At 69.6% G+C, this 23801-nt stretch carries 24 protein-coding genes; 14 read left to right on the forward strand and 10 right to left on the reverse strand.

The genetic code is table 11. The features are described 5' to 3' along the window. The first annotated feature begins 106 nt into the window (after window positions 1-106). Both ASD25_RS11275 and ASD25_RS11280 read left to right on the forward strand, forming a co-directional pair. Window positions 107-2176 carry a S46 family peptidase gene (locus ASD25_RS11275; protein WP_055830906.1) on the forward strand — a complete coding sequence of 690 codons (2070 nt, stop codon included), beginning with the start codon at window positions 107-109 and terminating at the stop codon, window positions 2174-2176. A gap of 217 nt (window positions 2177-2393) precedes the next feature. After that, window positions 2394-4472 carry a S46 family peptidase gene (locus tag ASD25_RS11280; RefSeq protein ID WP_055830908.1) on the forward strand — a complete coding sequence of 693 codons (2079 nt, stop codon included), beginning with the start codon at window positions 2394-2396 and terminating at the stop codon, window positions 4470-4472. A gap of 63 nt (window positions 4473-4535) precedes the next feature. Here the strand turns inward: ASD25_RS11280 and pgsA are convergent, their stop codons facing one another. The 5 genes from pgsA to ASD25_RS11305 all read right to left on the reverse strand — a co-directional run bounded on the left by pgsA (window position 4536) and on the right by ASD25_RS11305 (window position 9164). Continuing rightward, complete coding sequence (gene pgsA / locus ASD25_RS11285; RefSeq protein ID WP_055830909.1) at window positions 4536-5171, reverse strand: CDP-diacylglycerol--glycerol-3-phosphate 3-phosphatidyltransferase; 636 nt, start codon at window positions 5169-5171, stop codon at window positions 4536-4538. Window positions 5172-5242: 71 nt separating this feature from the next. Continuing rightward, the gene (locus ASD25_RS11290; protein ID WP_055830911.1) at window positions 5243-5866 is read right to left on the reverse strand and encodes a carbonic anhydrase; all 624 of its coding nucleotides are present in this window, start codon (window positions 5864-5866) and stop codon (window positions 5243-5245) included. A gap of 64 nt (window positions 5867-5930) precedes the next feature. Then, entirely contained in the window at window positions 5931-6743 is an 813-nt protein-coding gene (locus ASD25_RS11295) for a class I SAM-dependent methyltransferase (protein WP_055830912.1), read from the reverse strand. A gap of 65 nt (window positions 6744-6808) precedes the next feature. After that, complete coding sequence (gene uvrC / locus ASD25_RS11300; RefSeq protein ID WP_156389284.1) at window positions 6809-8701, reverse strand: excinuclease ABC subunit UvrC; 1893 nt, start codon at window positions 8699-8701, stop codon at window positions 6809-6811. A 16-nt stretch (window positions 8702-8717) separates the two neighbouring features. Continuing rightward, entirely contained in the window at window positions 8718-9164 is a 447-nt protein-coding gene (locus ASD25_RS11305; protein WP_055830915.1) for a DMT family transporter, read from the reverse strand. A gap of 81 nt (window positions 9165-9245) precedes the next feature. Between ASD25_RS11305 and ASD25_RS32810 the strand changes: the two genes are divergently transcribed. The 7 genes from ASD25_RS32810 (at window position 9246) to ASD25_RS11335 (ending at window position 12951) form a co-directional block, all read left to right on the forward strand. Then, window positions 9246-9377: a hypothetical protein gene (locus ASD25_RS32810; RefSeq protein ID WP_255356155.1), complete on the forward strand. Its 132-nt coding sequence runs from the start codon at window positions 9246-9248 to the stop codon at window positions 9375-9377. Then, entirely contained in the window at window positions 9370-10128 is a 759-nt protein-coding gene (locus ASD25_RS11310) for an SDR family oxidoreductase (RefSeq protein WP_055830917.1), read from the forward strand. The genes ASD25_RS32810 and ASD25_RS11310 overlap by 8 nt, the downstream gene beginning before the upstream one ends. Window positions 10129-10131: 3 nt before the next feature. Further along, window positions 10132-10524: a dihydroneopterin aldolase gene (gene folB / locus ASD25_RS11315; RefSeq protein WP_235561776.1), complete on the forward strand. Its 393-nt coding sequence runs from the start codon at window positions 10132-10134 to the stop codon at window positions 10522-10524. A gap of 66 nt (window positions 10525-10590) precedes the next feature. Next, complete coding sequence (locus ASD25_RS31935; protein WP_235561777.1) at window positions 10591-11361, forward strand: hypothetical protein; 771 nt, start codon at window positions 10591-10593, stop codon at window positions 11359-11361. Between the two features lie 14 nt (window positions 11362-11375). Beyond that, window positions 11376-11795 carry a hypothetical protein gene (locus ASD25_RS11325; RefSeq protein WP_200943603.1) on the forward strand — a complete coding sequence of 140 codons (420 nt, stop codon included), beginning with the start codon at window positions 11376-11378 and terminating at the stop codon, window positions 11793-11795. A gap of 85 nt (window positions 11796-11880) precedes the next feature. Further along, a complete protein-coding gene (locus tag ASD25_RS11330; RefSeq protein WP_055830919.1) occupies window positions 11881-12168 on the forward strand; it encodes a GNAT family N-acetyltransferase in 288 nt (95 codons plus the stop codon). Window positions 12169-12324: 156 nt separating this feature from the next. After that, complete coding sequence (locus tag ASD25_RS11335; protein ID WP_200943604.1) at window positions 12325-12951, forward strand: DUF4126 domain-containing protein; 627 nt, start codon at window positions 12325-12327, stop codon at window positions 12949-12951. Here ASD25_RS11335 and ASD25_RS11340 read toward each other — a convergent pair. Further along, window positions 12948-13262 carry a hypothetical protein gene (locus ASD25_RS11340; RefSeq protein WP_055830921.1) on the reverse strand — a complete coding sequence of 105 codons (315 nt, stop codon included), beginning with the start codon at window positions 13260-13262 and terminating at the stop codon, window positions 12948-12950. The two genes, ASD25_RS11335 and ASD25_RS11340, sit on opposite strands and share 4 nt — an antisense overlap. Window positions 13263-13363: 101 nt before the next feature. Beyond that, window positions 13364-14380 (reverse strand): tRNA dihydrouridine(20/20a) synthase DusA, encoded by a 1017-nt coding sequence (gene dusA, locus ASD25_RS11345; RefSeq protein ID WP_055830923.1) that lies wholly within the window; start codon window positions 14378-14380, stop codon window positions 13364-13366. Between the two features lie 91 nt (window positions 14381-14471). Between dusA and ASD25_RS11350 the strand changes: the two genes are divergently transcribed. Then, window positions 14472-15041 carry a DUF4142 domain-containing protein gene (locus ASD25_RS11350; RefSeq protein ID WP_055831264.1) on the forward strand — a complete coding sequence of 190 codons (570 nt, stop codon included), beginning with the start codon at window positions 14472-14474 and terminating at the stop codon, window positions 15039-15041. A gap of 42 nt (window positions 15042-15083) precedes the next feature. On the opposite strand, the gene ASD25_RS11355 is transcribed toward ASD25_RS11350, so the two are convergent. Beyond that, a complete protein-coding gene (locus ASD25_RS11355) occupies window positions 15084-16940 on the reverse strand; it encodes a monovalent cation:proton antiporter-2 (CPA2) family protein (protein ID WP_055830925.1) in 1857 nt (618 codons plus the stop codon). A gap of 459 nt (window positions 16941-17399) precedes the next feature. Here ASD25_RS11355 and ASD25_RS11360 point away from each other — a divergent pair, with 459 nt between their 5' ends. Continuing rightward, complete coding sequence (locus tag ASD25_RS11360; protein WP_235562708.1) at window positions 17400-18914, forward strand: von Willebrand factor type A domain-containing protein; 1515 nt, start codon at window positions 17400-17402, stop codon at window positions 18912-18914. Between the two features lie 68 nt (window positions 18915-18982). Beyond that, on the forward strand, window positions 18983-20179 hold the full coding sequence (locus tag ASD25_RS11365; protein WP_055830929.1) for a winged helix-turn-helix domain-containing protein: 1197 nt from the start codon (window positions 18983-18985) through the stop codon (window positions 20177-20179). 234 nt (window positions 20180-20413) lie between these two features. Here ASD25_RS11365 and ASD25_RS11370 read toward each other — a convergent pair whose 3' ends face one another. Continuing rightward, window positions 20414-21925 (reverse strand): aldehyde dehydrogenase family protein, encoded by a 1512-nt coding sequence (locus ASD25_RS11370; RefSeq protein ID WP_055830931.1) that lies wholly within the window; start codon window positions 21923-21925, stop codon window positions 20414-20416. 97 nt (window positions 21926-22022) lie between these two features. Next, window positions 22023-22451, reverse strand: coding sequence for a hypothetical protein (locus ASD25_RS31230; protein WP_055830933.1), 429 nt, complete (start codon window positions 22449-22451; stop codon window positions 22023-22025). A gap of 168 nt (window positions 22452-22619) precedes the next feature. On the opposite strand from ASD25_RS31230, the gene ASD25_RS11380 reads away from it, so the two are divergent. Continuing rightward, entirely contained in the window at window positions 22620-23030 is a 411-nt protein-coding gene (locus ASD25_RS11380; protein ID WP_055830936.1) for a CBS domain-containing protein, read from the forward strand. 103 nt (window positions 23031-23133) lie between these two features. After that, window positions 23134-23712 carry a hypothetical protein gene (locus ASD25_RS11385; protein WP_055830938.1) on the forward strand — a complete coding sequence of 193 codons (579 nt, stop codon included), beginning with the start codon at window positions 23134-23136 and terminating at the stop codon, window positions 23710-23712. The last annotated feature ends 89 nt before the right edge of the window (window positions 23713-23801 follow it).

Consider the following 23801-nt stretch of genomic DNA (forward strand, 5'->3'; position numbering starts at 1 on the left):
TACGCTTTCGTGAGGCGGATCGAGAGGCGATGGACGGGATCGGTTCATCGGGTTTAGGTAGCGGCAACAGTCGGCGATCAACGCCGCACTTGGGAGATTTCGCAGAATGCAGCTTCGTTCGCTTCGCGCCGCCGTCTCGGCGACCGCCTCGATCGCCGCGGTCGCCGGCTTCATGGCCGTCATGGCCGCACCCTCGTCGGCCCGCGCCGATGAAGGCATGTGGACGTTCGACAATTTCCCGATCCAGACGGTGAACGACAAATACGGCACGCGGATCGACCAGGCGTGGCTGGACCGTGTTCGCAACGCCGCCGTCCGCATCCAGGGCTGTTCGGCCTCGTTCGTCTCGGACGAGGGGCTGATCCTGACCAACTGGCACTGCGTCGTCGGCTGCGCGCAGGAGCTGTCGTCGCCCGAGCAGGACTATGTGAAGAACGGCTTCCTGACCGCCAACCGCGAAGAGGAAAAGCGCTGCCCCGGCCAGACCGCCGAGGTTCTGGTCGACATCGTCGACGTGACCGACCGGGTGCTGGGCGCCGGGGCCGGACTGGAGGGCGCGGCCTTCAACGCCGCCCGTACGGCCGAGACCAACGCGATCCAGACCGAGGCCTGCGCCGGCGATCCGAAATTCAGCTGCCAGGTGATCAGCTTCTACCGCGGCGGCCGCTACGCCATGTACAAGTTCCGCAAATACGACGACGTGCGGCTGGTGTTCGCGCCGGAGAACCAGGCGGCCTTCTTCGGTGGGGACCCCGACAATTTCAACTTCCCGCGCTACGCCCTCGATGCCGGATTCCTGCGCGCCTATGAGGACGGCCAGCCGGTCGCGACGCCCAACTTCCTGAAATGGAATCCCAACGCGCCCAAGGAAGGCGACGTGACCTTCGTGGCCGGCAACCCCGGCTCGACCTCGCGCCTGCTGACCATGAGCCAGCTGGAGCGGCTGCGGGACCAGCAGCTGCCGCTGACCCTGATCCAGAACTCGGAACTGCGCGGCCGCCTGCTGGAATATTCGCTGACCGGCGACGAGGCCAAGCGTCTGTCGTTCGACCCGATCTTCGGCCTGGAGAACAGCTTCAAGGCCCAGTACGGCCAGCATCAGTCGCTGCTCGATCCGGCCTTCCTCGGCGCCCGGCGTGACGCCGAGACGGACCTGCGCGCCCGGGTGGCCGCCGACCCCGCACTGGTGCAGCGGATCGGCGATCCGTGGGGCGACCTGGAGCGGGTGCAGGCGACGGCCCGCGAGCTGTACCTGCCCTATCGCCAGCTGGAACAGGCCGCCGGCGGCGGCTCGACCCTGTACGCCATGGCCCGCACCCTGGTGCGCGCCTCGAAGAACACGGCGATGACCGACGCCCAGCGCGCGCGCCTGGTCGCGGCGGTCGGCGCCGAGACGCCGATCGCGACCGACATGGAAGAGATCCGCCTGCGTTACTGGCTGTCCAAGACGCGGGAGTATCTGACCGTCGACAATCCGCAGGTTAAGGGTCTGCTGGGCCGCGAAAGCCCCGAAGGCCTGGCCGACCGGCTGATCGCCAACACCCGGATGGGCGACGCCGCCTTCCGCGCCCAGGCCGCGGCCATGACCACGGCGCAGCTGGCCGAGGCTGATCCCCTGCTCGCCTTCGTCGTGGCCAATGACGACGCCGCCAAGGCGATCAGCGACCGCTGGGCCGCCGAGGTCAACGCCCCGACCGCCGTCGCCGCGGAGAAGGTCGCACAGGCCCGGTTCGCGGCCTACGGCACCAATCAGTATCCCGACGCCACCTTCTCGCTGCGCCTGTCCTATGGCCAGGTTGCGGGCTGGACCTATCGCGGCGTGACCGTGCCGGCCTTCACCTACATGGGCGGCCTGTATGAGCGGGCCACGGGGGCCGAGCCGTTCAACGCGGCCCAGGCCTTCATCGACAACGAAAGCCGGGTGAACAAGGAGACGGTGTTCGACTTCACCTCGACCAACGACATCATCGGCGGCAACTCGGGCTCGCCCGTGATCAACGCCGAGGGCGAGGTGATCGGCGCGGCCTTTGACGGCAACATCCACTCGCTGGGCGGCGCCTATGGCTATGACGGCGAACTGAACCGGACGGTGAGCGTGTCGACCGCGGCCATCACCGAGGCGCTGCGCAACATCTATCCGCAGCCGCGCCTGCTGGAAGAGCTGGGCGTGGAGTAACGGTCCTTCTCCCCTTGCAGGAGAAGGTGTCAGGCGAAGCCTGACGGATGAGGGGTCGCTCCGGTCTTGCCGGGCGACCCCTTCGTCATTCATGGTCCGGCCGTCCAATCGGGTCCCCTCAGCGCGACCCCTCATCCGACCCGCTGCGCGGGCCACCCGTCGTCGGCTCGCCGTGCGAGCCTCCTCCACCCGCAAGGGGAGAGGACAGGAGTTTTCGATGCGTCACCTCACCCCCGCCCTCGCCGCCGCCCTTCTGACCCTCGCCGCCGGCGCCGCCCGCGCCGAGGAAGGCATGTGGACCTTCGACAACTTCCCGATCGCCCGGGCCAACGCGACGCTGGGCACCAACATCGACCAGGCCTTTCTCGACCGGGTGCGGCTGAGTTCGGTCAAGTTCGGCGGCTGTTCGGCCGGGATCGTCTCGGGCGAGGGCCTGGTGATGACCAACAACCACTGCGTCGCCACCTGCGTGGCCAATCTGTCGACCCAGGCGGTCAACTACGCCGAGACGGGCTTCACCCCGCGCAGCCGCGAGGAAGAGCTGAAATGCCCCGGCGGCACGGCGGAAATCCTGACCGACATCAGCGACGTCACCGAGCGGATGCACGCGGCCGGCGCCGGTCTGGAGGGCCAGGCCTTCACCCGGGCGCGCGACGCAGAAGCGGGACGGATCGAGCAGGAAGCCTGCGGCGCCGCGACCGACAAGCGCTGTCAGGTCGTGAGCCTGTACCGGGGCGGGCAGTTCAAGCTCTACACCTACAAGAAATACTCCGACGTCCGGCTGGCCTGGGCGCCGGAGGACCGGGCGGCGACGTTCGGCGGCGATCTGGACAATTTCAGCTTCCCCCGCTTCGCCATCGATGCGGCCTTCATCCGGCTGTACGAGAACGGCGCCCCGGCCGCGACGCCGACCCATTTCAGGTGGAACGCCGACAAGCCGGTCGAGGGCACGCCGGTGTTCGTCTCGGGCAGTCCCGGCGCGACGCAGCGGCTGCTGACCCAGGAGCAGCTGTTCACCATCCGCGACGTGGTCCTGCCGATGGACCAGCTATTGGCCTCGGAACTGCGCGGGCGGTTGATCCGGTTCTCGGAAGAGAGCGAGGAGAACGCCTTCATCGCCATGGATCCGATCGTGGGGCTGGAGAACACCTACAAGCGCGGGCTGGGCCGGATGCGGGCCCTGGTCGATCCCGGCTTCATGGCGACGCGGGCGGCCAATGAGGCGGACTTCCGCGCACGCTACGCCGCCCGGTCGGACACGACGGGCGCCGATCCGTGGGCTGAACTGGCGGCCGTCCAGCCGATCATGCGCGAGACCTATGCGGCCATGGCCCTGCTGGAAGGCGGGACCGGCGCGGGCACGACGCCCGTGGCCGGCGGGTCGCAGCTGTTCAACTGGGCCCGGACCATCGTGCGCGGCGCCCAGGAGCGGGAGAAGGCCTCGGCCGAGCGCCTGCCCGAGTTCGCCGACAGCCGGCTGGCCGCGGTCCAGTCGGGGCTGTTCGCCGAGCGCCCCGTCTACCCGTCGCTGGAACAGGTCCGCATGGAATGGTGGCTGTCCAAGACCCGCGAGTGGCTGACCGTGGACAATCCGGCGGTCCGCGGCCTGCTGGGCAGGGAGTCGCCGGAAGCCCTGTCGGCGCGGCTGGTCAGCGGCACGACCCTGGCCGATCCGGCCGTGCGGCGGGCGCTGTGGGAGGGCGGCCTGGCCGCCGTCGAGGCCTCGGACGATCCCATGATCCAGTATCTGCTGTCGATCCAGGACGAGACCCGCGCCGCGCGTTCGGACTGGGAGGCCCGGGTCCAGGCCCCGACCGACCGGGCCTCGGAACGGCTGGCCGCCGCCCGCTTCGCCGCCTATGGCGACGCCGTCTATCCGGATGCGACCGGCACGCTGCGTCTAACCTACGGCCGGATCGAGGGCACGGACGTTCCCGGCCAGAGGTTCGGCCCCTTCACCACCTTCAACGGCCTGTGGGACCGGGCGACGGGCGCGGCGCCGTTCGACGTGGCGCCCAAGCTGCTGGCCGCGCGCGAGCGGATCGACGGCGACACGGTGCTGAACATGGCGGTGTCGTCCGACACCATCGGCGGCTCGTCGGGCTCGCCGGTGGTCAATGCGGCCGGCGAGATCGTCGGGGCCAATTTCGACTCCACCGTCCTGACCCAGCGCAACGCCTATGGCTATGACCGCAACGTCAACCGGTCAGTGATCGTGACCACCGGCGCCGTGACGGCGGCGCTGCGGGATGTCTACGGGATGGAACGGCTGGTGGCGGAGCTGGGGGTCGAATAGGTTTCAGGGGCCAGGGGCCAGGGGCTAGATCAGACAACCTAACCCCTGGCCCCCGGAACCTACCTACAGCTGGCTCATCTTCTGCTGGGCCTTGGCGAAATACTGCCAGCCGGTCCACAGGGTGACGATGGCGGCGAGCCAGATCAGGACGTAGGCGAAGGTCTGGAAATTCGGCTGCCATTCCAGCGGCAGGCCGAAGCCGTCCCACAGCAGCACCAGCTGGAGCGCGCCCAGGGCGACCATCTGCAGGGTGGTCTTCCACTTGGCCAGCAGGGTGACCGGCAGCTTGACCTTGCCGGCGACGGTTTCGCGCAGGGCCGAGACGGCGAACTCGCGGAACAGGATCAGGCCGCAGGGGATGGCGATCTGCGGCAGGGCTCCCCAGGCGAGGACGCCGAGGATGGCGCCGGTGACCAGGATCTTGTCGGCGATCGGATCGAGGATGGCGCCCCAGCGCGTGGTGGCGTGCCAGCGTCGGGCCAGATAGCCGTCGACCCAGTCGGTCGAGGCCGCGACCACGAAGATGACGAAGGCGGTGCGGCCGAAGCGGAACTGGTCGTCCGGGCTCAGATACTCCGACAGGAAGGGAATGCCCTGGGGCGCCGCCCCCGCCAGGATCAGGAACATGATGACCCCCGCGATGAGGCGCAGGCCGGTCAGGATGTTCGGAATGGGATTGGCGTGGGGATTGGGTGTCATGGGGCGCTCCGATACCTCAACGCGATCTGCCACGCTTCGCTGCATGAAGCGAGGCGGTTGGCCCGTCGGCCCTAGGCCAGGGACACGAACTCGCCGCTGCGCAGGGAGCGCAGGACGCCGTCGGCGATGCCGAAATGGACGCCGCTGAGCGCCAGGGTCCCCGCCGCCTCGCGTTCGGCGATCCAGGGGAAGGTGCGCAGATTGTCCAGCGAGAGACGGACCACCGCCTCCTCGGCCTTCTGCATGAGGTCCTCGGGCGGGCATTCCTCGCAGACGCGGCGGACAGCGGCCGTCCCTTGCGCCACCCAGGGGGCGACGAAGTCCTGACAATCGCCGGGCGCGCCGTGGATCATGGCGTTCACCCCGCCGCAGAGCGCATGGCCCATGACCATGATGCGCGAGACGTTCAGCACCTTGACCCCGAACTCCAGCGCGGCGGAGACGCCGTGCAGATGGCCGTCGGGCTCATAGGGCGGGACCAGGTTGGCGACGTTGCGGACGACGAACAGCTGGCCCGGCGCGGCGTCGAAGATCAGGGCCGGGTCGGCGCGGCTGTCGGAACAGGCGACCACGAGGGTGTGGGGCCTCTGCCCCTTTTCGGCGAGGGCCTCGTATTCCGCCTTCGCCTCGGCCCAGTGGCCTTCACGGAATCGGCGGTAACCGGAGAGCAGGGCGTCGCGGGATTCGTCGGTCATGGGACCGGTATAGGCAATCCGTTCGGCTTGGGGGAGAGGGCGCGCGAATCCTCGGGGCGCCCGTCTAGGGCTTCATCACTACGACCTTGAGGAAGGTCGCCGGTATCTCGGTGGTGTCCGGGCCGCCGCGATTATGCGTCTCGAATATTGCACTCAGTTCCGTCTCCAGTTCATCAGCCCTGCCATCGTTCGACGCCGCCTCGAACGCGTTCATCGTCGGGCCGTAGTAGTGTTTGAAGGTCTGAAGCAGGGCGCGCGGCGGCGCGGGAGAGAGGAAGACGTAGGTCGCACGCTCGCAGACGATGTTCTCTGTCGGGACGCCTGCCGCTTCGAAGCGTTCCCGGACATTCGCCTCGACGCCCCATGTCACCGGGCTGACGAAGCCTTCGGGCGGCGGCGGAGCATAGGCCGCGCTTGTCTTCAGAATCTGGGCCACCAGGGTTGGATCGCCGGGAATCCAGTTCCCCATCACAATGCGGCCCCCGCTCCGCGTCACCCGCGTCATCTCCCGGGCCACGTCGAACGGACGCGGCGCGAACATCGCGCCGAAGATGCTCACCACCAGATCGAAGCTCTCGTCGGCGACGTCTCGCAGATCCGATGCATCCCCTTGCTGGAAGCGAAGATTGTGCAATCCCGCCTCGGCCGCGCGCCGGTTGCCGGCGGCCACCAGGTTTTCGGCGATGTCGATCCCGAGCACCTCCGCGCCGCGCCGCGCCGCCGGAACGGCCGTGGTGCCATCGCCGCAGCCGAGATCAAGAACGTCCAGACCCGGCGTCAAGCCGAGGCCGTCGACCAGCGCCTCTCCGCTCTCCCGCATCGCCGCGGCGATGCGGGTGAAGTCGCCCTTTTCCCAAAGCGCCTTGTTCGGGTTCATGTGCTCGCCTCGCTTTCGGTAACATCGTTATCACCTTGAGCGAGACTCAGCCACGGAGGGCGGAACTAGCGCCGTGTGGCCGCCGGATGGAAAAACGCGTGGATGCGTTCGGCCATGGGCTGGTTGATGCCCTCGACCTTGACCAGGTCGGCCACCGAGGCGCGGCCGACGCCCTTGGCGGAGCCGAAGGCGTGCAGCAGGGCCTTTTTGCGGCCGGGACCGACGCCCTCGATCTCGTCCAGCGGGTTCTTCTTGATGTCCATCGAGCGGCGGGTGCGGTGGGCGCCGTTGGCGAAGCGGTGGGCCTCGTCGCGCAGGCGCTGGATGTAGTAGAGCGCCGGCGACTTCAGCGGCAGCATGAAGGGCGGCCGGCCCGGCATGAAGAACCGCTCCATGCCGGCGTCGCGGTCGGGACCCTTGGCCACGCCGACGGCGGTGATGTCGTCCAGRCCCAGATCGGCCAGCACGGCCAGCACCTCGGCCAGCTGGCCGGCGCCGCCGTCGATCAGCAGCAGGTCGGGWCGGACCACCTCCTCCCCCGCGTCCTCGTCCTTCACGAGGCGGGAGAAGCGGCGGCGCATGACCTCGCGCATCATGCCGTAGTCGTCGCCGGGGGTCAGGTCCTCGCCGCGGATGTTGAACTTGCGGTACTGGGACTTCTGGAARCCCTCGGGYCCGGCSACGACCATGCCGCCGACGGCGTTGGTCCCCTGGATGTGGGCGTTGTCGTAGATCTCGATCCGCTCGGGSCGGSTGTCGAGACCGAAGGCCTCGCAGACCTCGTCGAGGATTTTGCCCTGGGCCGAGCCCTCGGCCATCTTGCGGCCCAGCGCCTCGCGGGCGTTGGTCAGGGCGTGATCGACGAGGGCCAGTTTCTCGCCACGCCGGGGGTTGGCGATCTCGACCTTGCGTTCGGCCTTCATSGAGAAGGCCTCTTCCAGCAGCTCCAGCTCGTGSGGGCGGACGTTGGACAGGATCAGRCGCGGGATCGGCTTGTCCTCGTAGAACTGGCCGAGGAAGGCGGCGAGGATTTCCGGGTCCGTGTCGGTCCGGTCGACGCGCGGGAAATAGGCGCGGCCGCCCCAGTTCTGGCCGCCGCGGTAGAAAAAGACCTGGACGCAGGCCTGACCGCCCTCGGAGAACAGGGCGAAGACATCGGCCTCGGCCACGCCGTCGGCGCTGACGGAATTCTCCATCGAGATGGCCGACAGGGCGCGGATGCGGTCGCGGACGCGGGCGGCCTGTTCGTAGTCCATCGCCTCGGCGGCGGCGCTCATCTCTTCGGACAGGCGGCCGATCACGGCCCGCGACTTGCCCTTGAGGAAGGCCGAGGCCTCGTCGACCAGACCGGCGTAGTCCTCGAGCGAGATCAGGCCGGTGCAGGGCGCTGAACAGCGCTTGATCTGGTGCAGCATGCAGGGCCGGGTGCGGGTTTCGTAGACGCTGTCGGAGCAGGAGCGCAGCAGGAAGGCCTTCTGCAGGGTGTTGAGCGTCCGGTTGACGGCCCAGGTCGAGGCGAAGGGGCCGAAATAGTCGCCGGGCGTGGTGTGGGCTCCGCGATGCTTGCGCACCTGGGGGGCGCGGTGGTCCTTGCGGATCATCAGCTCGGCGAACGACTTGTCGTCGCGCAGCACGACGTTGAAGCGCGGCTTCAGCTGTTTGATGAAGCTGGATTCGAGCAGCAGGGCCTCGGTCTCGGAGGCGGTGATGACCAGCTCCATCGAGCGGGTCAGGGACACCATCAGGCCGATGCGCTGGGTGTGGAACCGGCCCTGGGCGTACTGGAGGATGCGCTTCTTGATGGAGCGCGCCTTGCCGACATAGAGGCAGGTCCCGTCCTCGCCGTACATGCGGTAGACGCCCGGCTTGTCCGGGGCCCGCCGCGCCTCGTCGCGGATCAGGTCGGCCGCGATCAGGGCGGTCGGCGGCGAATCGGCGGGCACAGGCTCCTCGGTCATCGGGACCGATATAGGCCTAGAAGCGGCGGACCATAAGCACGCCGGCCAGAACCAGGGCGACGCCCGCGGCGCGGCCGAGGCTGATCGGATGCTGCGGCGCGCCGAAGGCGCCGAAATGATCGAGGATCAGGCCGACCAGCAGCTGTCCGGCGACCATCAGGGTGATGGTCAGGGCGACGCCGAGACGCGGCACGCCCCAAGCGGCGGCGACGACGAAGACCGCGCCGTACAGGCCGCCGATCCAGACGTACCACGGCAGGGCGCGGGTGGCCGCGACATCCGGTCGGGCCTGCAGGATCACGGCGACGATTCCCAGCGCCGCCGTGCCGATGGCGAAGGAGACGAAGGCGGCGTTCACCGGCGAGCCGACGGCCCCCATCAGCCGGGCGTTGGTCGGGGCCTGAAGCGCGGTGGCGCCGCCCGCGAGGACGACGGCGATCATGGAGAAGAGGGCGGGGTTCATGGGAGCGCCTGTACCATCCCGGCGCCGCCGCCGCACAGCCGAAGATTTCGCCGGGGCGCGACGATCCGCTTCCCGCCGTCCTTGAACAGTGGGGCGCGGCGCTTTATTGGCACCCCAACAACGGAGCTTTCCATGCTGGCCCTCTACATCATCCTCGGCTTCGTCGCCGTCCTGGCCGCCATCAACTTCATCGAGTTCGGCCGGGTTGACTGACCATCCCGTCCGTTCCGGCGCCGCCCTCGTCACCGGCGGCGGCAAGCGGATCGGGCGTGCGATCTGTCTCGAGCTGGCGTCGGCCGGATTCGACGTCGCCATCCACCATCGGAACTCGGACGATGAGGCCGCCGAAGTCGCCCGGGCGGTCGAGGCGCTCGGCCGCCGCGCCGTGACCCTGTCCGCGGACCTGGCCGACGCGGTCGCGACCCACGACCTGGTCGGGCGCGCAGCGGAGGCGCTGGGGCCGCTGTCGGTGCTGGTCAACAACGCCTCGGTCTTCGCCGACGACCGGCTGGACACGATCACCGGCGAAACCTGGTCCGCCCATCTGGACGTCAACCTTCGCGCCCCGGTGCTGCTGGCGCAGGTCTTCGCCCGCGAGGCGCCGGACGGCTCGGCCATCGTCAATATTCTCGATCAGCGGGTGTTGAAGCCCGATCCCCGATTCTTCTCCTATGGTCTGTCCAAGTCGGCCCTGTGGTTCGCCACGCGGACCATGGCCCAGGCGCTCGCGCCACGCATCCGGGTCAACGGCGTCGGGCCGGGACCGACCCTGCCCTCGGTGCACCAGACCCCGGACGATTTCGCCGCCGAGGCCGGGGCGACCCTGCTGGAACGACCGGGGAGTCCGGAAGCGGTGGCCCGGACCGTGCGCTGGCTGGTGGACGCGGAGCTGGTGACGGGTCAGATGATCGCCGTCGACGGAGGCCAGCATCTGGCCTGGCGCACCCCGGATATCGTGGAGTAGGCCGTGAGCGTAACCCCCCTGCCCCTTACCGGCGCCGGCGCACCCCGACTCGAAGGGCTGACGGTGTTCGTGCGCGGACTGACGCTCGAGGCCGGGATCGGCGTCCATGATCATGAACTGGGGCGGCTGCAGCGGCTGGTCATCGACGTGACGCTGGAACTGACGCCCGCGCCGGTCGAACGGCTGGGCGACACGGTCAACTATGAGACGGTCGCCGCGGCCGCCCGGGCCATCGTCGCCGAGGGCCATGTAGGACTGGTCGAGACCTTCGCCCAGCGGCTGGCCGCGGCCTGCCTGGACGACCCGCGGGTGCGGCGCTGCGCCGTGCGGATCGAGAAGCCCGGCGCGCTCGAAGGCGCGGCGGCGGCGGGCTGCGAGGTCGCGCTCTCGCGCTGACGCCCTGACGGTTGCGCGGCGAGCGAGGGGCCGTCATACCTTGGGCCAGAAGACAAGGACCCGTTGATGGCCGAACCGGGCGATCCCTCCAATGCCGACGATCACGACGACCTGATCGGCTTCGCCTCGCCGGCGTCGCTGCAAGGCCGCATGCGCGAGCCGGAGGCGGACGCCGGGGAGACGCCGGAAGCGGCGATCGCGATCGAGCCCGAGCTTCGCCCCGCGCCGGAGCCCAAGCCTCAGCCGGAGCCGGAGCCGGAGCTCGCGCCCGAGCCCGAGGTTCAGCCGGAGTCCGGGCTGGACCTGTTCGCGACGCGCACGGTCTGGACCTCCGCCGCCGCGCCCGCCGGACAGGAACCCGTCCCCACCCCTCCGGAGCCGACCCCCGTCGCGGCCGCGCCGTCCGAAGGAACGCGGAAGCCGGTCGAGGCGGAGTCCGTGTTCGAGCGATCCCCGGAGCCGCCCATGCGCCGCCGCCGCCGCGATCCGGTGACCGACCTGCCGAACGGAGGGATGGGGCTCTACGCCGTCTACGCCCTGATCCTGTTCGCGGTGCCGACCATGGGCGTGTCGGCGATCATCGGCCTGCTGGCCGTGACCGGCCGCGCCGGGCCCGAGGACGCGCTGTCGTCCTCGCACTTCATCTATCAGCAGCGGACCCTGTGGACGGCCGCGGTCGCCGCCGTCGCGGGGCTGATCCTGCTGGCCGCGCCGTTCGCCCTGGGGGTGCCGATCCTGTTCCTTCTGGCGCTGTGGCTGGTGCTTCGCGGCGCCTCGGGCGTTTGGACCCTGAAGTCCGGCCGCCCGATCGCTGATCCGCGCGGCTGGGGGATCTGACGGAGAGACGATCGATGGCCGATGCGACGCGCCCCGCCGGCAAGGCGATAGAACCCCGCGCGGGCCATGAGTCCGAGGGCAAGCCGGCGGCCCTGATCGCCTGGGGCCTGTACATCCTGTCCCTGCCCAGCGCCAACCTGCTGGTGATCGTCGGCCTGATCGTCGCCTATGCGGGACGGAGCGGCGCGACCGGCCTGGCCCGGGCCCATATCGACGCCCAGATCGGCCTGTTCTGGTCGGTGTTCTGGTGGACGATCCTGTTGTGGGTCGTGATCGGGATTTGCGTCGTCAGCGTCCTGGCGGCTCCGGTCACGGGCATCATGCTGGTCCCGGCGGCGCTCCTCGTCGGACTGGGGCTGTTGCTGCTGACGGTGTGGTTCACGATCAAGAGCATCATCGGCCTGATGAACCTGCTCGGCGACAAGGCTCCCTGAGGCCCGGATTTCTCCGGTCGGTCGGGAACAGCGTACGGGGCGACCGGGTTGGCCTTGTGTCCCTGCTGCCATGAGAGGCTTCCCCATGACCGAGTTCCGCGATGTTCGAGACGAACACAGATTCGAACAGGGCTTCACGGACGCCGAGGGTCGACTGCGGACCGTCTTCGCCGACTATGCCGTACAGGGATCGACGCGGGCCATCCTGCATGTCGAGGCCGATCCGGCCCTGCGCGGCTCGGGCGCGGCGGGACAGTTCATGCAGGCTCTGGCCGAGCATGCGCGGGCGGAGAAACTCAAACTGCAGCCGCGCTGCAGCTACGCCGTCGCCTGGCTGAAACGCCATCGCGAGTTCGATGACGTCGTCGCCTGACAGTCTGATTGACCGCGGGTCGGCCCCGGAGGGCGAGGCCCCGCCCACGCCCTGGCCGCCGACCTGGACGGCCTGTCTGTCCGGATCGACGGAAAAGCCGATGGAGCGGGCGGGCGTTCCCGCGCATTGTCATGTTCGACGATATGGAGCCGACCCATGCCCGACCTCGACCTGTCTTCCGTCAGCGCCGTCGCCGGGCCGTTGCAGACCTGGGTCCTGCCCGCGCTGCTGGGGCTCGGCCTCGCGTCGGCGACGGGATTGCGAACCTTCCTGCCGCTGCTGATGCTGGCGCTGGCGGCGCGGTTCGAGATGTTCGGGGTTCGTCTGATCGACCAGATGGACTGGCTGGTCTCCTGGCCCGCCATCGCCGCCCTGGCCACCGCCACTGTCGCCGAGTTCGCGGGCGACAAGGTGCCGGCCATCGATCACGCGCTGAACGCGGTCGGCTACGTCACCCGGCCCGTGGCGGGCGCTGTGGCGGCGGGCAGCGTCTTCTGGGGCGTGGACCCGGCGGCGGCCGCCATCGCGGGGATCATCGTCGGGGCGCCAGCGGCCCTGGCCTTCAACGCGGCGCAGACCGGCGTGCGCGTCGGATCCACCGCCACGACCGCGGGCCTGGGCAATCCGGTGGTGTCGCTGGTGGAGGATTTCCTCGCCTTCATGACGGTGCTGATCGCCTTCGTGGCGCCGATCCTCATCCCGATCGTGATGGTCGTCTTCGCGGTGCTGGTGTTCCGGCTGGCGCGGCGCATCCGCGACCGGAACGATCCCCGTCCGGCCTAGCCGATCGTGCGGCCGACGATGGCTTTCAGCGTTTGCGCCTTTGCCGGCAGGTCAGACGCCAGTCGGCCCGCCAGTTCGCGGGCGCCGACGGGATAGGCCTCGCCGCCCTGGGCGATTTCCTCGGCCATGGCCGAGGCCTGCATCAGGACCTTCTCCAGCGCCTCGACCTGTTCGACGGCCAACGCCCGGGCTTCCATCTGCAGGCGTTTGACGCGGTCCGAGGTCGTCTGCGGCCCGCGCATCAGGTCGTAGATTTCAGCCTCGGCAGCGACCAGGCGAAGGTCGGGTTTGGCGTTCGGGGTCTTGCTCATGGATACCGTCTCCTGACCCATCCAAATGCAAAGCGGCGCCGTGGCGTTCCGTCGTTAACCCCGCCCCGGGTCATATCCGCGCGGGATGTGACTCCGATGCATCAGGCGGCCTCGCCACGACGCTCCAGGCGGGATTCGGCGTCCCGCACGGCGTCCACAGCCTTGTCCACAACCTCGAGCCCGGCCCCCGGGCCAATGGCCTCGACGGTCAGGATGCGACGGAAGGCGCGGGCTCCCGCCCGGCCGTGCATCAGGCCCAGCATGTGCCGGGTCATCGCCGCCAGATGCACGCCCTCCGCCAGGCGGGCCGCCATATAGGGGCGATAGCGGTCGATGGCGGCGAAGGCGTCGACGTCGGGCGTGGCCGCGCCGTAGAGGCGGCGGTCGGCCTGACCGAGGATGGCGGGCTCATGATAGGCGGCCCGGCCCAGCATGACGCCGTCCAGCCGCACGCCATCGCCAAGGTCGTCGAGGTGCGCCTCGGCCTCGTCCAGCGAGGCGATCCCGCCGTTGATCGAGATCGACAGCTGCGGCCGCTCGCGCTTCAGCCGGCGCACCAGCGCATAGTCCAGCGGCGGCACGTCGCGGTTCTCTTTCGGCGACAACCCCTTCAGCCAGGCCATGCGGGCGTGGACGATGAAGACGCCGATCCCGACGGCCGCGCAGGCGTCGACGGTTTCGAACAGCGAAATTCGCGGCTCCTGGTCGTCGACGCCGATGCGGCATTTGACCGTGGCCGGCACCGCGACCGCTTCCCTGATGGCCGCCATGCAGTCGGCGACCAGTTGCGGCTCGCGCATCAGGCAGGCGCCGAAGCGGCCCGACTGGACCCGGTCGGACGGGCAGCCGACGTTCAGATTGATCTCGTCATAGCCGAAGGCCTCGCCGATCCGGGCGGCCTCGGCCAGCTGATCGGGATCGGAGCCGCCCAGTTGCAGCGCCACCGGATGTTCGACCGCGTCGAAACCCAGCAGCCGCTGATGATCGCCGTGCAGGATGGCCGGCGCCGTGACCATCTCGGTATACAGCAGGGCGCGGGTCGTGAGGGCGCGATGGAACGCCCGGCAGTGCCGGTCGGTCCAGTCCATCATGGGCGCGATCGAGAGGCGGCGGTTCATGGCGGGCGCCTCCTACACCAAAGCGGGCCCGGTGGCGAACCGGGAACCCCGGGGCTCCCGGCCGGTTTTCCCCGGATCAGAGGAGGAAACCATGATCAGACCTATTCTCGCGGGCGCAGCCTGCCTGGCCCTGCTGGCCGCCTGCAACGCCGAACAGAGCCCCGAGGCCGTGGACAAGGCCCAGGACATGGCGTCCGTCCCGGTCGGCCAGACCTCGGCGGCGACCGTGGGCTCCAACCTGCAGTCCGCCTACATCCCCAACGCGGCGATGGGCGACATGTACGAAATCCAGGCCGCCGACATCGCCTTGCAGCGGTCGCAGAACGCCCGGGTCAAGGAACTGGCGCAGATGATCCGGACCGATCATGCGGCCGCCTCCAACGCCATGAAGGCCATGCTTCCGCAGGCCGCGCCGGGGACGACGCCCCCGACCGCCCTGGACGAACGCCGGCAGGGCTTGATCGACAATCTGCGCTCGGCCTCGGCGGCCAATTTCGACGCGACCTTCATCGACCAGCAGATCGCCGCCCACAACGAGGCCCTGACCCTGCATCGCGGCTTCTCGAACGCGGACTCGCCGCTGGCGGCTCATGCCAGCAGCGTCGTGCCGAAGATCGAGGGCCACCTGCGCATGGCCGAACAGATCAAGGCCGCCCTGTAGGCCTTCCGGCTTCCGGGTTGGAACGAGAGAAAGCCGGCGCCGTCAGGTGTCGGCTTTTTCTTGCGGCCCGTCCTCCTCGAGGGCGTCGGCGGCCTCCTCGTTCAGCGCCTGACCCTCGCGGCGCGGCTTGACGTAGGGTTCCGGCCGGGTCGTGGCGATGTTGCCGCGCATCAGGGCGCGGCCGGCCTGGATTCCCTCGGCGAGCTGCAGGGTGAACCGCTTCTCGTCACGTCGGCGGACGTCGGCGATGGTCTCGCGCGCCTCCTCGTCCGAAAAGCCCAGGTCGATCAGCACCTGATGGCCGAACACCAGGGCGCTCTCGAAGGTCTCGCGGATCTGGTACTCGACCCCCGCATTGACCAGCCGGATCGAATGGCCGCGGTCGAAGGCGCGCACGAACAGCTTGGTCAGGGGGAATTCGGCCTTGACCAGTTCGACGATCCGGTCCGCCACCTCGGGCTTGTCGACGCACACCAGAACGGTTTCGGCGCTTTCCGCGCCAGACGCGCGCAGCACATCGAGGCGCGAGCCGTCGCCGTAATAGACCTTGAAGCCGAAATTGCCGGCGGCCTGGATCATCTCGACGTCCATGTCGATGATCGAGACGTCGACGTCGCGGGCCAGCAGGGGCTGGGACACGACCTGGGCGAACCGGCCGAAGCCGATGATCAGGACGCGTTCGCGCAGGTTGCGGGCGTGGTCGACGCCGTCGGCGTCATCCGCCGACAGGGCCTCGTCCGGACGCAGCCGGTCCGCCAGCATGACCCTGAGCGGCGTCAGGGCCATGGAGAGGATCACCACCGCCGACAGGATGGCGGCGGTGCGGGCGTCGAACAGACCCATGGCGAAGGCGGTGGAATAGAGGACGAAGGCGAACTCCCCGCCCTCGCCCATCAGGGCCGCGCGCAGCAGGCCCTCGCCGTGCTTCTGCCGCAGCCGGGCGACGGCGTAGACGGCGACCATCTTGGCGGTCATGAAGGCGGCCAGCCCGCCCAGCACCCAGACCCAGTCGGCGGCCACGACGCGCAGGTCCAGCGACATGCCGACGCTCAGGAAGAACAGGCCCAGCAGCAGGCCGCGGAACGGCTCGACGTCGGCTTCCAGCTGGTGACGGAAGGTCGATTCCGACAGCAGGACCCCGGCCAGAAAGGCCCCCATGGCCATCGACAGCCCGCCCAGGTTCATCGCGTAGGCCGCGCCCAGAACCACGAACAGGGCGCCCATGGTCATGACCTCGCGGCCGCCGTAGCGGGCCAGCAGACGGAAGAAGGGGTTCACCACCCAGCGCCCGGCGACATAGACCAGGGCGACGGCGCCGATGGCCAGGCCGACCGTCGTCCAGATGGGATGGCCGGTCTCGACCGCCGAGCCATACGTCCCCGCCAGGATGGCGACCAGGGCCAGCAGCGGCACGATGGCCAGGTCCTCAAACAGCAGGACGGAGACCACGCGCTGGCCCGCCGGTTCGGCGTTCTCGTTGCGCTCTTCCAGCAGCTGCATGACGATGGCGGTGGACGACAGGGCGAAGCCGAAGCCCGCGATGAGCGCGGCGTGCCAGGCCAGTCCGGCCAGCATGGCGAGACCGGTCAGCAGAATGGCGCAGGCCAGGACCTGGACCGCGCCGAGGCCGAAGATCTCCTTGCGCAGGCTCCACAGGCGGGCGGGCCGCATCTCCAGGCCGATGATGAACAGGAACATGACGACGCCGAACTCGGCGACGTGCAGCACCGACTCGGGGTCGTCGACCACGCCCAGCACCGACGGGCCGATCAGCAGGCCGGCGGCGAGATAGCCCAGCACGGCGCCGAGGCCGAAGCGGCGGAACAGGGTGGCGGCCACGACCATGGCGGCCAGCAGGGCCACCGCGTGGCCCAGACCCATGCTGGTCGTCTCGTGCATGCGGGTCCCCTGTGACGCGAGGCTGGATAGTGGGGGGTGATGCGCGGTTGCGCCACCCCGCGATTGTCGAACGCGGTCCGGTGAAACCGCCACAGTTTCGCCCGAGACGGGTCCGCCTCATGCGCGTCTGACAACCCAAGGGAGATGCGCCGATGACCGTCCTTCCGTTGAAACAGGCCATGGCCGGCGCGATGAGCCTGGCGCTGGCGTCTCCCGTCGCCCCGGGCGCCCTGACCCAGGCCGGCGGCCGGCCGATCGATCCCGACAAGCCGTCGGATGGCGTGGTTTCGGCGGCGGCCTGCGCGCCCTTCGGTTTCATCCTGCCCGACCGGACCTTGCCGGATCACGTGGTCGTCACCGGCAGCCGGGTCACCGCCGGCGCGCCCGCGGGCGGACCGCCTCCGCCCCCCCCCCCCCCCTCCCCCGCCGCCCGCGCCGGCCTATGTCCCGGCGAACGAAGTGCTCGCGATAGCGCCGGCCCGGCGCCAGGACCGGCCCGCCTATGTCCCGCCTCCCGTCATCGGCCGGATCCCGCAGGCCGACACCGAACGCTATCCCGACGCCACGCCCAATCCGGTCCGGCGGGTGGCCGACGAGCCGGTCTCAACCTTCTCGATCGATGTCGACACGGCCAGCTATTCCAACGTCCGCCGCTTCATCGACGAGGGCCGCGCCCCGCCCGCCGACGCGGTGCGGGTCGAGGAGATGATCAATTATTTCGACTATGGCTATGACCGCCCGACCACGGCGACCCAGCCGTTCGCGATCAGCACCGCCGTCGCCGCCTCGCCGTGGTCGCCCGGCCGTCAGATCGTGCACGTGGGCCTGCAGGGCTACGAACTGCCCGAGGGCGAGCGGCGGCCGCTGAACCTGACCTTCATGGTCGATGTGTCGGGCTCGATGCAGACGGCCGACAAGCTGGCGCTGGCGAAGAAGTCGATGAACCTGATCATCGACCGGCTGAGGCCGCAGGACCGGGTCGCGGTGACCTTCTACGCCTCCGACGTCGGCACGGCCGTGGGGCCGACGCCGGGCGACCAGAAGCTGAAGCTGCGCTGCGCCGTCGAGACGCTGAACGCCGGCGGCTCGACCGCCGGGGCGCAGGGGATGGTCAACGCCTACAGCCAGGCCGAGGCCGCCTTCGGCCGCGACAAGGTCAACCGCATCCTGATGTTCACCGACGGCGACTTCAACGTCGGCGTCACCGACGACCAGCGGCTCGAGGACTATGTCGCCGCCAAACGCGGGACCGGCATCTATCTGTCGGTCTACGGCTTCGGGCGCGGCAACTACCAGGACGCGCGGATGCAGACGATCGCCCAGGCGGGCAACGGCGTGGCGGCCTATGTCGATGATCTGAACGAGGCCCGCCGCCTGTTCGGTCCGGCCTTCGACCGGGGCGCCTTCCCCATCGCCGACGACGTCAAGATCCAGGTCGAGTTCAATCCGGGGCGGGTCAGCGAGTATCGGCTGATCGGATACGAGACCCGGCTGCTGAACGAGGAGGACTTCAATAACGACCGCATCGACGCGGGCGAGGTCGGGTCCGGCGCCTCGGTGACGGCCCTTTACGAGATCACGCCGGTGGGCGGCCCGAGCCAGATTCCCGGGCGCCGCTATGATCAGAACCGGGTCGGCGTCGGCGGCGGCGATCCGGACGGCGAGGTCGGCTTCGTCCAGGTGCGCTACAAGCTTCCGGGCGAGCGGGACTCGCGGCTGATGCAGCGGGTCGTGTCCAACGCCGGCGGCGACCGGGTCAGCGCCCAGCCGCCGGAAAGCACCCGCTGGGCCATGGCGGTGGCGGCGTTCGGCCAGAAGCTGCGCGGCGATCCATGGATGGCCGAGGGCTATGGCTGGAACGACATTCTCGAACAGGCGCAGGGCGCGCGGGGTCAGGATCCCTACGGCGAGCGGGCGGAATTCGTGCAGCTGGTCCGCGCGGCGCAGGGGCTGCCGGCGCGGGCGAGACCGTAGGGACGACGTTTCGGACTTGATGATAGGTCCCTCTCCCAATGGGAGAGGGAGCGGGGCATGGTGACCCCGTGACGGAAACCCTCTCCCTCAAGACCGCCCGCCGCATCGCCCTGGCCGCCCAGGGGTTCGGCCGCGCCCGCCCCGCCGCGCCGGGCCGGAGCCATGTCCGCGACGTCGCGCGCCGTCTGGGCGTGATCCAGGTCGACAGCGTCAATGTGGTGACGCGGACCCACTATCTGCCGGCCTTCTCGCGGCTGGGCGACTATCCGCGCGAGGCGCTGGAGGCCGAGGCCTGGGGGCCGCGGCGCAGCCTGTTCGAATACTGGGGTCACGAGGCGTCGCTGCTGCCGCTGGAGACCCAGCCCCTGTTGCGGTGGCGTATGGAGCGGGCGCGCGGCGGGGCGATGTGGACCGGGCTGTCGCGGTTCGGCCGCGAGAAGCGGGACTATATCGACGGGGTTCTGGCCGAGATCGAACGGCGGGGGCCGGTCACCGGCGCGGACTTCGCCGAAGGACCGCGTGGCGCGCCCGGCTGGTGGTCATGGTCGGACGGCAAGCGGGCGCTGGAATGGCTGTTCTGGGCCGGGCTGATCACCACGAGGACGCGCAACGGCTTCGAGCGGGTCTATGACCTGACCGAACGCGCCCTGCCCGCCCGCATCATCAACCTGCCGACGCCCCACGAGGCGGACGCCCAGCGCGACCTGGTCCGCATCGCGGCGCGGGCGACCGGCGTGGCGACGGCCGCGGACCTGCGGGACTATTTCCGGCTGCCGCTGGCCGATGCGCGCGAGCGCGTGGCGGAGCTGGTGGAGGCGGGCGAGCTGACGCCGGTCACGGTCAAGGGCTGGCGGCAGCCAGCGTATCTGGCCGCAGGCGCGCGTACGCCGCGCAAGGTGGCCGGCGCGGCCCTGCTGTCGCCCTTCGACAATCTGATCTGGACCCGCGACCGGACCGAGCGGCTGTTCGGGACGCGTGTGCGGCTGGAGATCTACACCCCGGCCCACAAGCGGACCCACGGCTATTATGTGCTGCCCTTCCTGGAGGACGAGGCGATCACGGCGCGGGTCGACCTGAAGTCGGACCGCAAGGGCGGGACGCTGCTGGTCCAGGCGGCGTGGCGGGAGCCGGACGCGACGGCCGACACGGCCGCCAGGCTGGCGGGCGAGCTGAGCCGGATGACGGGATGGCTGGGGCTGGAGCGCGTGGAAATCGTCGGAAAAGGCGACCTCGCCGCGGCCCTGGAGGCGGCGGTGAGAGGCTGAGGAATTCGACGACGGAATCGTGGGGATTTCGACGACGGCCGACAACGACGTCGAAGACTGTGAAGATCACGGGGATTTCGGCGACGCCGCCGCTCTCCCTCCCCTTCATGGGGAGGGACGATGGCGAAGCCATCCGGGTGGGGTCCGAAAGGGCCGGAGCGCGGACTGGCGTACCCCACCCTGTCGTCGCTGCGCGCCGACATCCCTCCCCACAAGGGGGAGGGAGAAACCGCCTCACACCTCGAACTTCACGCCCTGCGCCAGCGGCAGTTCGCGGCTGAAATTCACCGTCTGGGTCTGGCGGCGCATATAGGCCTTCCAGGCGTCGGAGCCGGATTCGCGGCCGCCGCCGGTGTCCTTCTCGCCGCCGAAGGCCCCGCCGATCTCGGCGCCCGAGGGGCCGATGTTGACGTTGGCGATGCCGCAGTCCGAGCCCCAGGCGGACAGGAAAGCCTCTGCCTCGCGCACGCTGTCGGTGAAGACGCAGGAGCTCAAACCCTGCGGCACGGCGTTCTGCATCGCCACGGCCTCGTCGAAGTCGGACCAGGTCAGGACGTAGAGGATGGGAGCGAAGGTCTCGTGCTGGACCACCGCGCTCTGGGCCGGCATGCGGACAATCGCCGGGCGGACGTAGACGCCGTCCCGGTCAACGCGGTCGCCGCCGACGACGATCCGGCCGCCCTGTTCGACGGCGTGGGCCAGGGCCGTGTCGAAGCCGTGCGCCGCGGCCTCATCGATCAGGGGACCGATAAGGACGCCGGCCTCGCGCGGATCGCCGACGGGCAGGGTTTCATAGGCCGCCTTGAGGCGCGCGATCAGGCCGTCGGCGACGCTTTCATGCACCAGCAGGCGGCGCAGGGTAGTGCAGCGCTGGCCGCAGGTGCCCACGGCCGAGAAGGCGATGGCGCGCACGGCCATGTCGAGGTCGGCGCTTGGCGTCACGATCATGGCGTTGTTGCCGCCGAGCTCGAGCAGGGAGCGGCCGAGACGGGCGGCGACCGTTTGCGCCACCGCGCGGCCCATGCGGGTCGAGCCGGTGGCGGAGACCAGCGCGATGCGCGGATCGGCGGCGAGGGCTTCGCCGGCTTCGCGGCCGCCGATGACGAGCTGGCACAGGCCTTCGGGCGCGTCGCCGAAGCGGGCGATGGCGCGGTCGAAGACGGCCTGGGTGGCGAGGGCGGTCAGCGGCGTCTTCTCCGACGGCTTCCAGATCACCGGATCGCCGCAGATGAGGGCCAGACAGGCGTTCCAGGCCCAGACGGCGACCGGGAAGTTGAAGGCCGAGATCACCAGCACCGGCCCCAGCGGCTGCCACGTCTCGCGCATGTGGTGGCCGGGCCGCTCGCTGGCGAGCGTCAGGCCGTAGAGCTGGCGCGACAGGCCGACGGCGAAGTCGCAGATGTCGATCATCTCCTGAACCTCGCCGAGGCCTTCGGAGACGATCTTGCCGGCTTCCAGGGTGACGAGACGGGCCAGGTCGTCCTTCGAGGCCCGCAGCTCCTCGCCCAGCAGTCGGACCAGTTCGCCGCGGCGGGGCGCGGGAAGCCGTTTCCACTGATGAAAGGCCGCGACCGACCGGGCGGAGACGGCGTCGAGGTCCGGCGTTTCGGCGACCCGGCCGGCGACCGAGCCGTCGATCGGCGAGCGGGCCTCGAAGCCGTCGGAACTCCAGACGGCTGCGGCGACGCCCAGGCGGGCCAGAATCTCGCGGCTTTCGGCGGCGGCGGCGGTGGTGGCGACGGTCATGGACGGGCTCCGGATGGCCCGCGCGGCTTAGCCGGGCCGCGACCAAAGCGAAAGGGCCGCCCCGTCGCCGGGGCGGCCCTCGGTTCGCGCCGACCGCCTACCAGCGGTCGCGGCGATCCATCCGGAGCATGGCTTGGATACGGTCCAGACGGTAGCTCAGCTCCGCGTATTCCCGCTGGCTCAGTCGGCCGTCGCGGGCGTAGCGCCATTCCAGGCTGCGGTATTGCTGCATCTCCCAGCTCAGGCGCTGGGCCTCGCCCCGGCTGACGCGGCCGTTGTAGGCGACGCGGTTGATCTGCTGTGCCAGGCGCTGGGCGCGGTACTGCAGGTCGTTGCCGTAGCCGCGGTTGTAACCGTAGCCCTGGTCGTAGCCGTAGCCCCGGTCGTAGCCGTAGCCCCGGTCATACCCGGGCGAGCCCACGCCCACGGAGAAGGTGACGTTCTGGGCCAGCACCGGCGTGGCCGTCATGACCGCCGACGCCGCCAGCGTGGAAAGCAGGGCCTTCCGAATCATGGCGGTTTTCATAGTCGTATTCCTCAATCGTTCCGATCCGTTGCGGACCGTAGAGGCAGAAAACCATGCGGGGGCTGACGCGACCCTGAGGCGCTCGTTGTCTGACAGTCATGTAGCTGACCGGAACCGGCGACGGGCGCGGGGGTTCTGACGGCAGCCTCATCTCAAGGAGAGACCCCGATGAAAGTTCGCGACGTAATGAGCAAGGACGTTCAGGTCGCCCGTCCCGGCGACACGGTCCAGGAGGTCGCCTCGCGCATGGCGGCCGGTGATTTCGGCTTCATGCCCGTGGCCGACGGCGACACGCTGATCGGCACGATCACCGACCGGGACCTGACCATTCGCGCCCTCGCCCAGGGCGCGGCGGCCAGCGCGCCGGTGGTGGAATACATCACCCGTGATCCGCATACGGCCAATGCCGACGATGAGCTGAAGACCGTGCTCGACGCCATGGGCACGAAGCAGATCCGCCGCCTGCCCGTGCTGGACAAGGACAGCCGCCTGGTCGGCGTCGTCTCGCTGGGCGACCTGTCGACCCGGGTGAAGGAAAAGTACGCCGGCGAGGCGCTGGAAGACATTTCGCGGGCCTGAGCCAGGCCGGGGTGAAGCCGGCGTTTACGTCTGCTTCACCCTTTCGCGGAACCGGCTGTTCACCCGCGGCGGCGCATTCTCGCCGTTCAGATCGGGAGTCACGATGGCGCGCGCGCAGTTCCAGAAGGGCCAGAAGGTCTGGGTCGAATGCGTCGGCGCATGGGCCCAGATCGAAAAGGTTCAGCCCGTCTGGGCCAAGGGCTTCGAGGAACCCGTCCGCGTCACCTATGACGTCGGTCTGGGTCGCGAATTCCTGGGCCACGAACTGCTGCTGCCGACCGAGGATCCCGCCGCCAACACCGGCGAGTCGTGGCGGCTGATGCGGGCGCGCAACAAGTGGCAGACCGCCGACGACTGTCCCCATCACCCCTTCCCGGGCACCTATCCCGTGGTCGTGACCGACAAGGCCGACTGGGGCGGCTGGCGCGTGCCCGGCGCGGAATATGACCGCGACCCCGACCAGATCGAATTCCAGGCGCGTCTGATCGCGGCCTCGCCGAAGCTGCTGGCCCTCGCCGAACGTCTGGTGGCTTCGGTGGACGAGGCGCCGGATGACGCCCCCCCGGAAATGCAGGAACTGGCCCGTGCGGCCCGTGCGGTCCTGAAGACGGTCACGGACGTGCTGGTTTCGCCGACCGAGGCCGGAGGCGGCGCAAGCCACCGGGAAACGCAGGCGGCCTGAAACCGTTGATGGTTCCGAACCAAGGCTCGACAGGAATCCGCGACGCAGCCTAGATTCTTCTGATCGACGTCGATTTCTCGGGGAGAGCG

It is taken from the genome of Brevundimonas sp. Root1423 (assembly GCF_001426805.1).

Excerpts from the sequence above, each read along its gene's own strand:
- ASD25_RS11275 (WP_055830906.1), top strand. The coding sequence starts at position 107 with ATGCAGCTTCGTTCGCTTCGCGCCGCCGTCTCGGCGACCGCCTCGATC.
- ASD25_RS11280 (WP_055830908.1), top strand. The coding sequence starts at position 2,394 with ATGCGTCACCTCACCCCCGCCCTCGCCGCCGCCCTTCTGACCCTCGCC.
- pgsA (WP_055830909.1), bottom strand. The coding sequence starts at position 5,171 with ATGACACCCAATCCCCACGCCAATCCCATTCCGAACATCCTGACCGGC.
- ASD25_RS11290 (WP_055830911.1), bottom strand. The coding sequence starts at position 5,866 with ATGACCGACGAATCCCGCGACGCCCTGCTCTCCGGTTACCGCCGATTC.
- ASD25_RS11295 (WP_055830912.1), bottom strand. The coding sequence starts at position 6,743 with ATGAACCCGAACAAGGCGCTTTGGGAAAAGGGCGACTTCACCCGCATC.
- ASD25_RS11305 (WP_055830915.1), bottom strand. The coding sequence starts at position 9,164 with ATGAACCCCGCCCTCTTCTCCATGATCGCCGTCGTCCTCGCGGGCGGC.
- ASD25_RS31935 (WP_235561777.1), top strand. The coding sequence starts at position 10,591 with ATGGCCGAACCGGGCGATCCCTCCAATGCCGACGATCACGACGACCTG.
- ASD25_RS11325 (WP_200943603.1), top strand. The coding sequence starts at position 11,376 with ATGGCCGATGCGACGCGCCCCGCCGGCAAGGCGATAGAACCCCGCGCG.
- ASD25_RS11330 (WP_055830919.1), top strand. The coding sequence starts at position 11,881 with ATGACCGAGTTCCGCGATGTTCGAGACGAACACAGATTCGAACAGGGC.
- ASD25_RS11335 (WP_200943604.1), top strand. The coding sequence starts at position 12,325 with ATGCCCGACCTCGACCTGTCTTCCGTCAGCGCCGTCGCCGGGCCGTTG.
- ASD25_RS11340 (WP_055830921.1), bottom strand. The coding sequence starts at position 13,262 with ATGAGCAAGACCCCGAACGCCAAACCCGACCTTCGCCTGGTCGCTGCC.
- dusA (WP_055830923.1), bottom strand. The coding sequence starts at position 14,380 with ATGAACCGCCGCCTCTCGATCGCGCCCATGATGGACTGGACCGACCGG.
- ASD25_RS11350 (WP_055831264.1), top strand. The coding sequence starts at position 14,472 with ATGATCAGACCTATTCTCGCGGGCGCAGCCTGCCTGGCCCTGCTGGCC.
- ASD25_RS11355 (WP_055830925.1), bottom strand. The coding sequence starts at position 16,940 with ATGCACGAGACGACCAGCATGGGTCTGGGCCACGCGGTGGCCCTGCTG.
- ASD25_RS11370 (WP_055830931.1), bottom strand. The coding sequence starts at position 21,925 with ATGACCGTCGCCACCACCGCCGCCGCCGCCGAAAGCCGCGAGATTCTG.
- ASD25_RS31230 (WP_055830933.1), bottom strand. The coding sequence starts at position 22,451 with ATGAAAACCGCCATGATTCGGAAGGCCCTGCTTTCCACGCTGGCGGCG.
- ASD25_RS11380 (WP_055830936.1), top strand. The coding sequence starts at position 22,620 with ATGAAAGTTCGCGACGTAATGAGCAAGGACGTTCAGGTCGCCCGTCCC.
- ASD25_RS11385 (WP_055830938.1), top strand. The coding sequence starts at position 23,134 with ATGGCGCGCGCGCAGTTCCAGAAGGGCCAGAAGGTCTGGGTCGAATGC.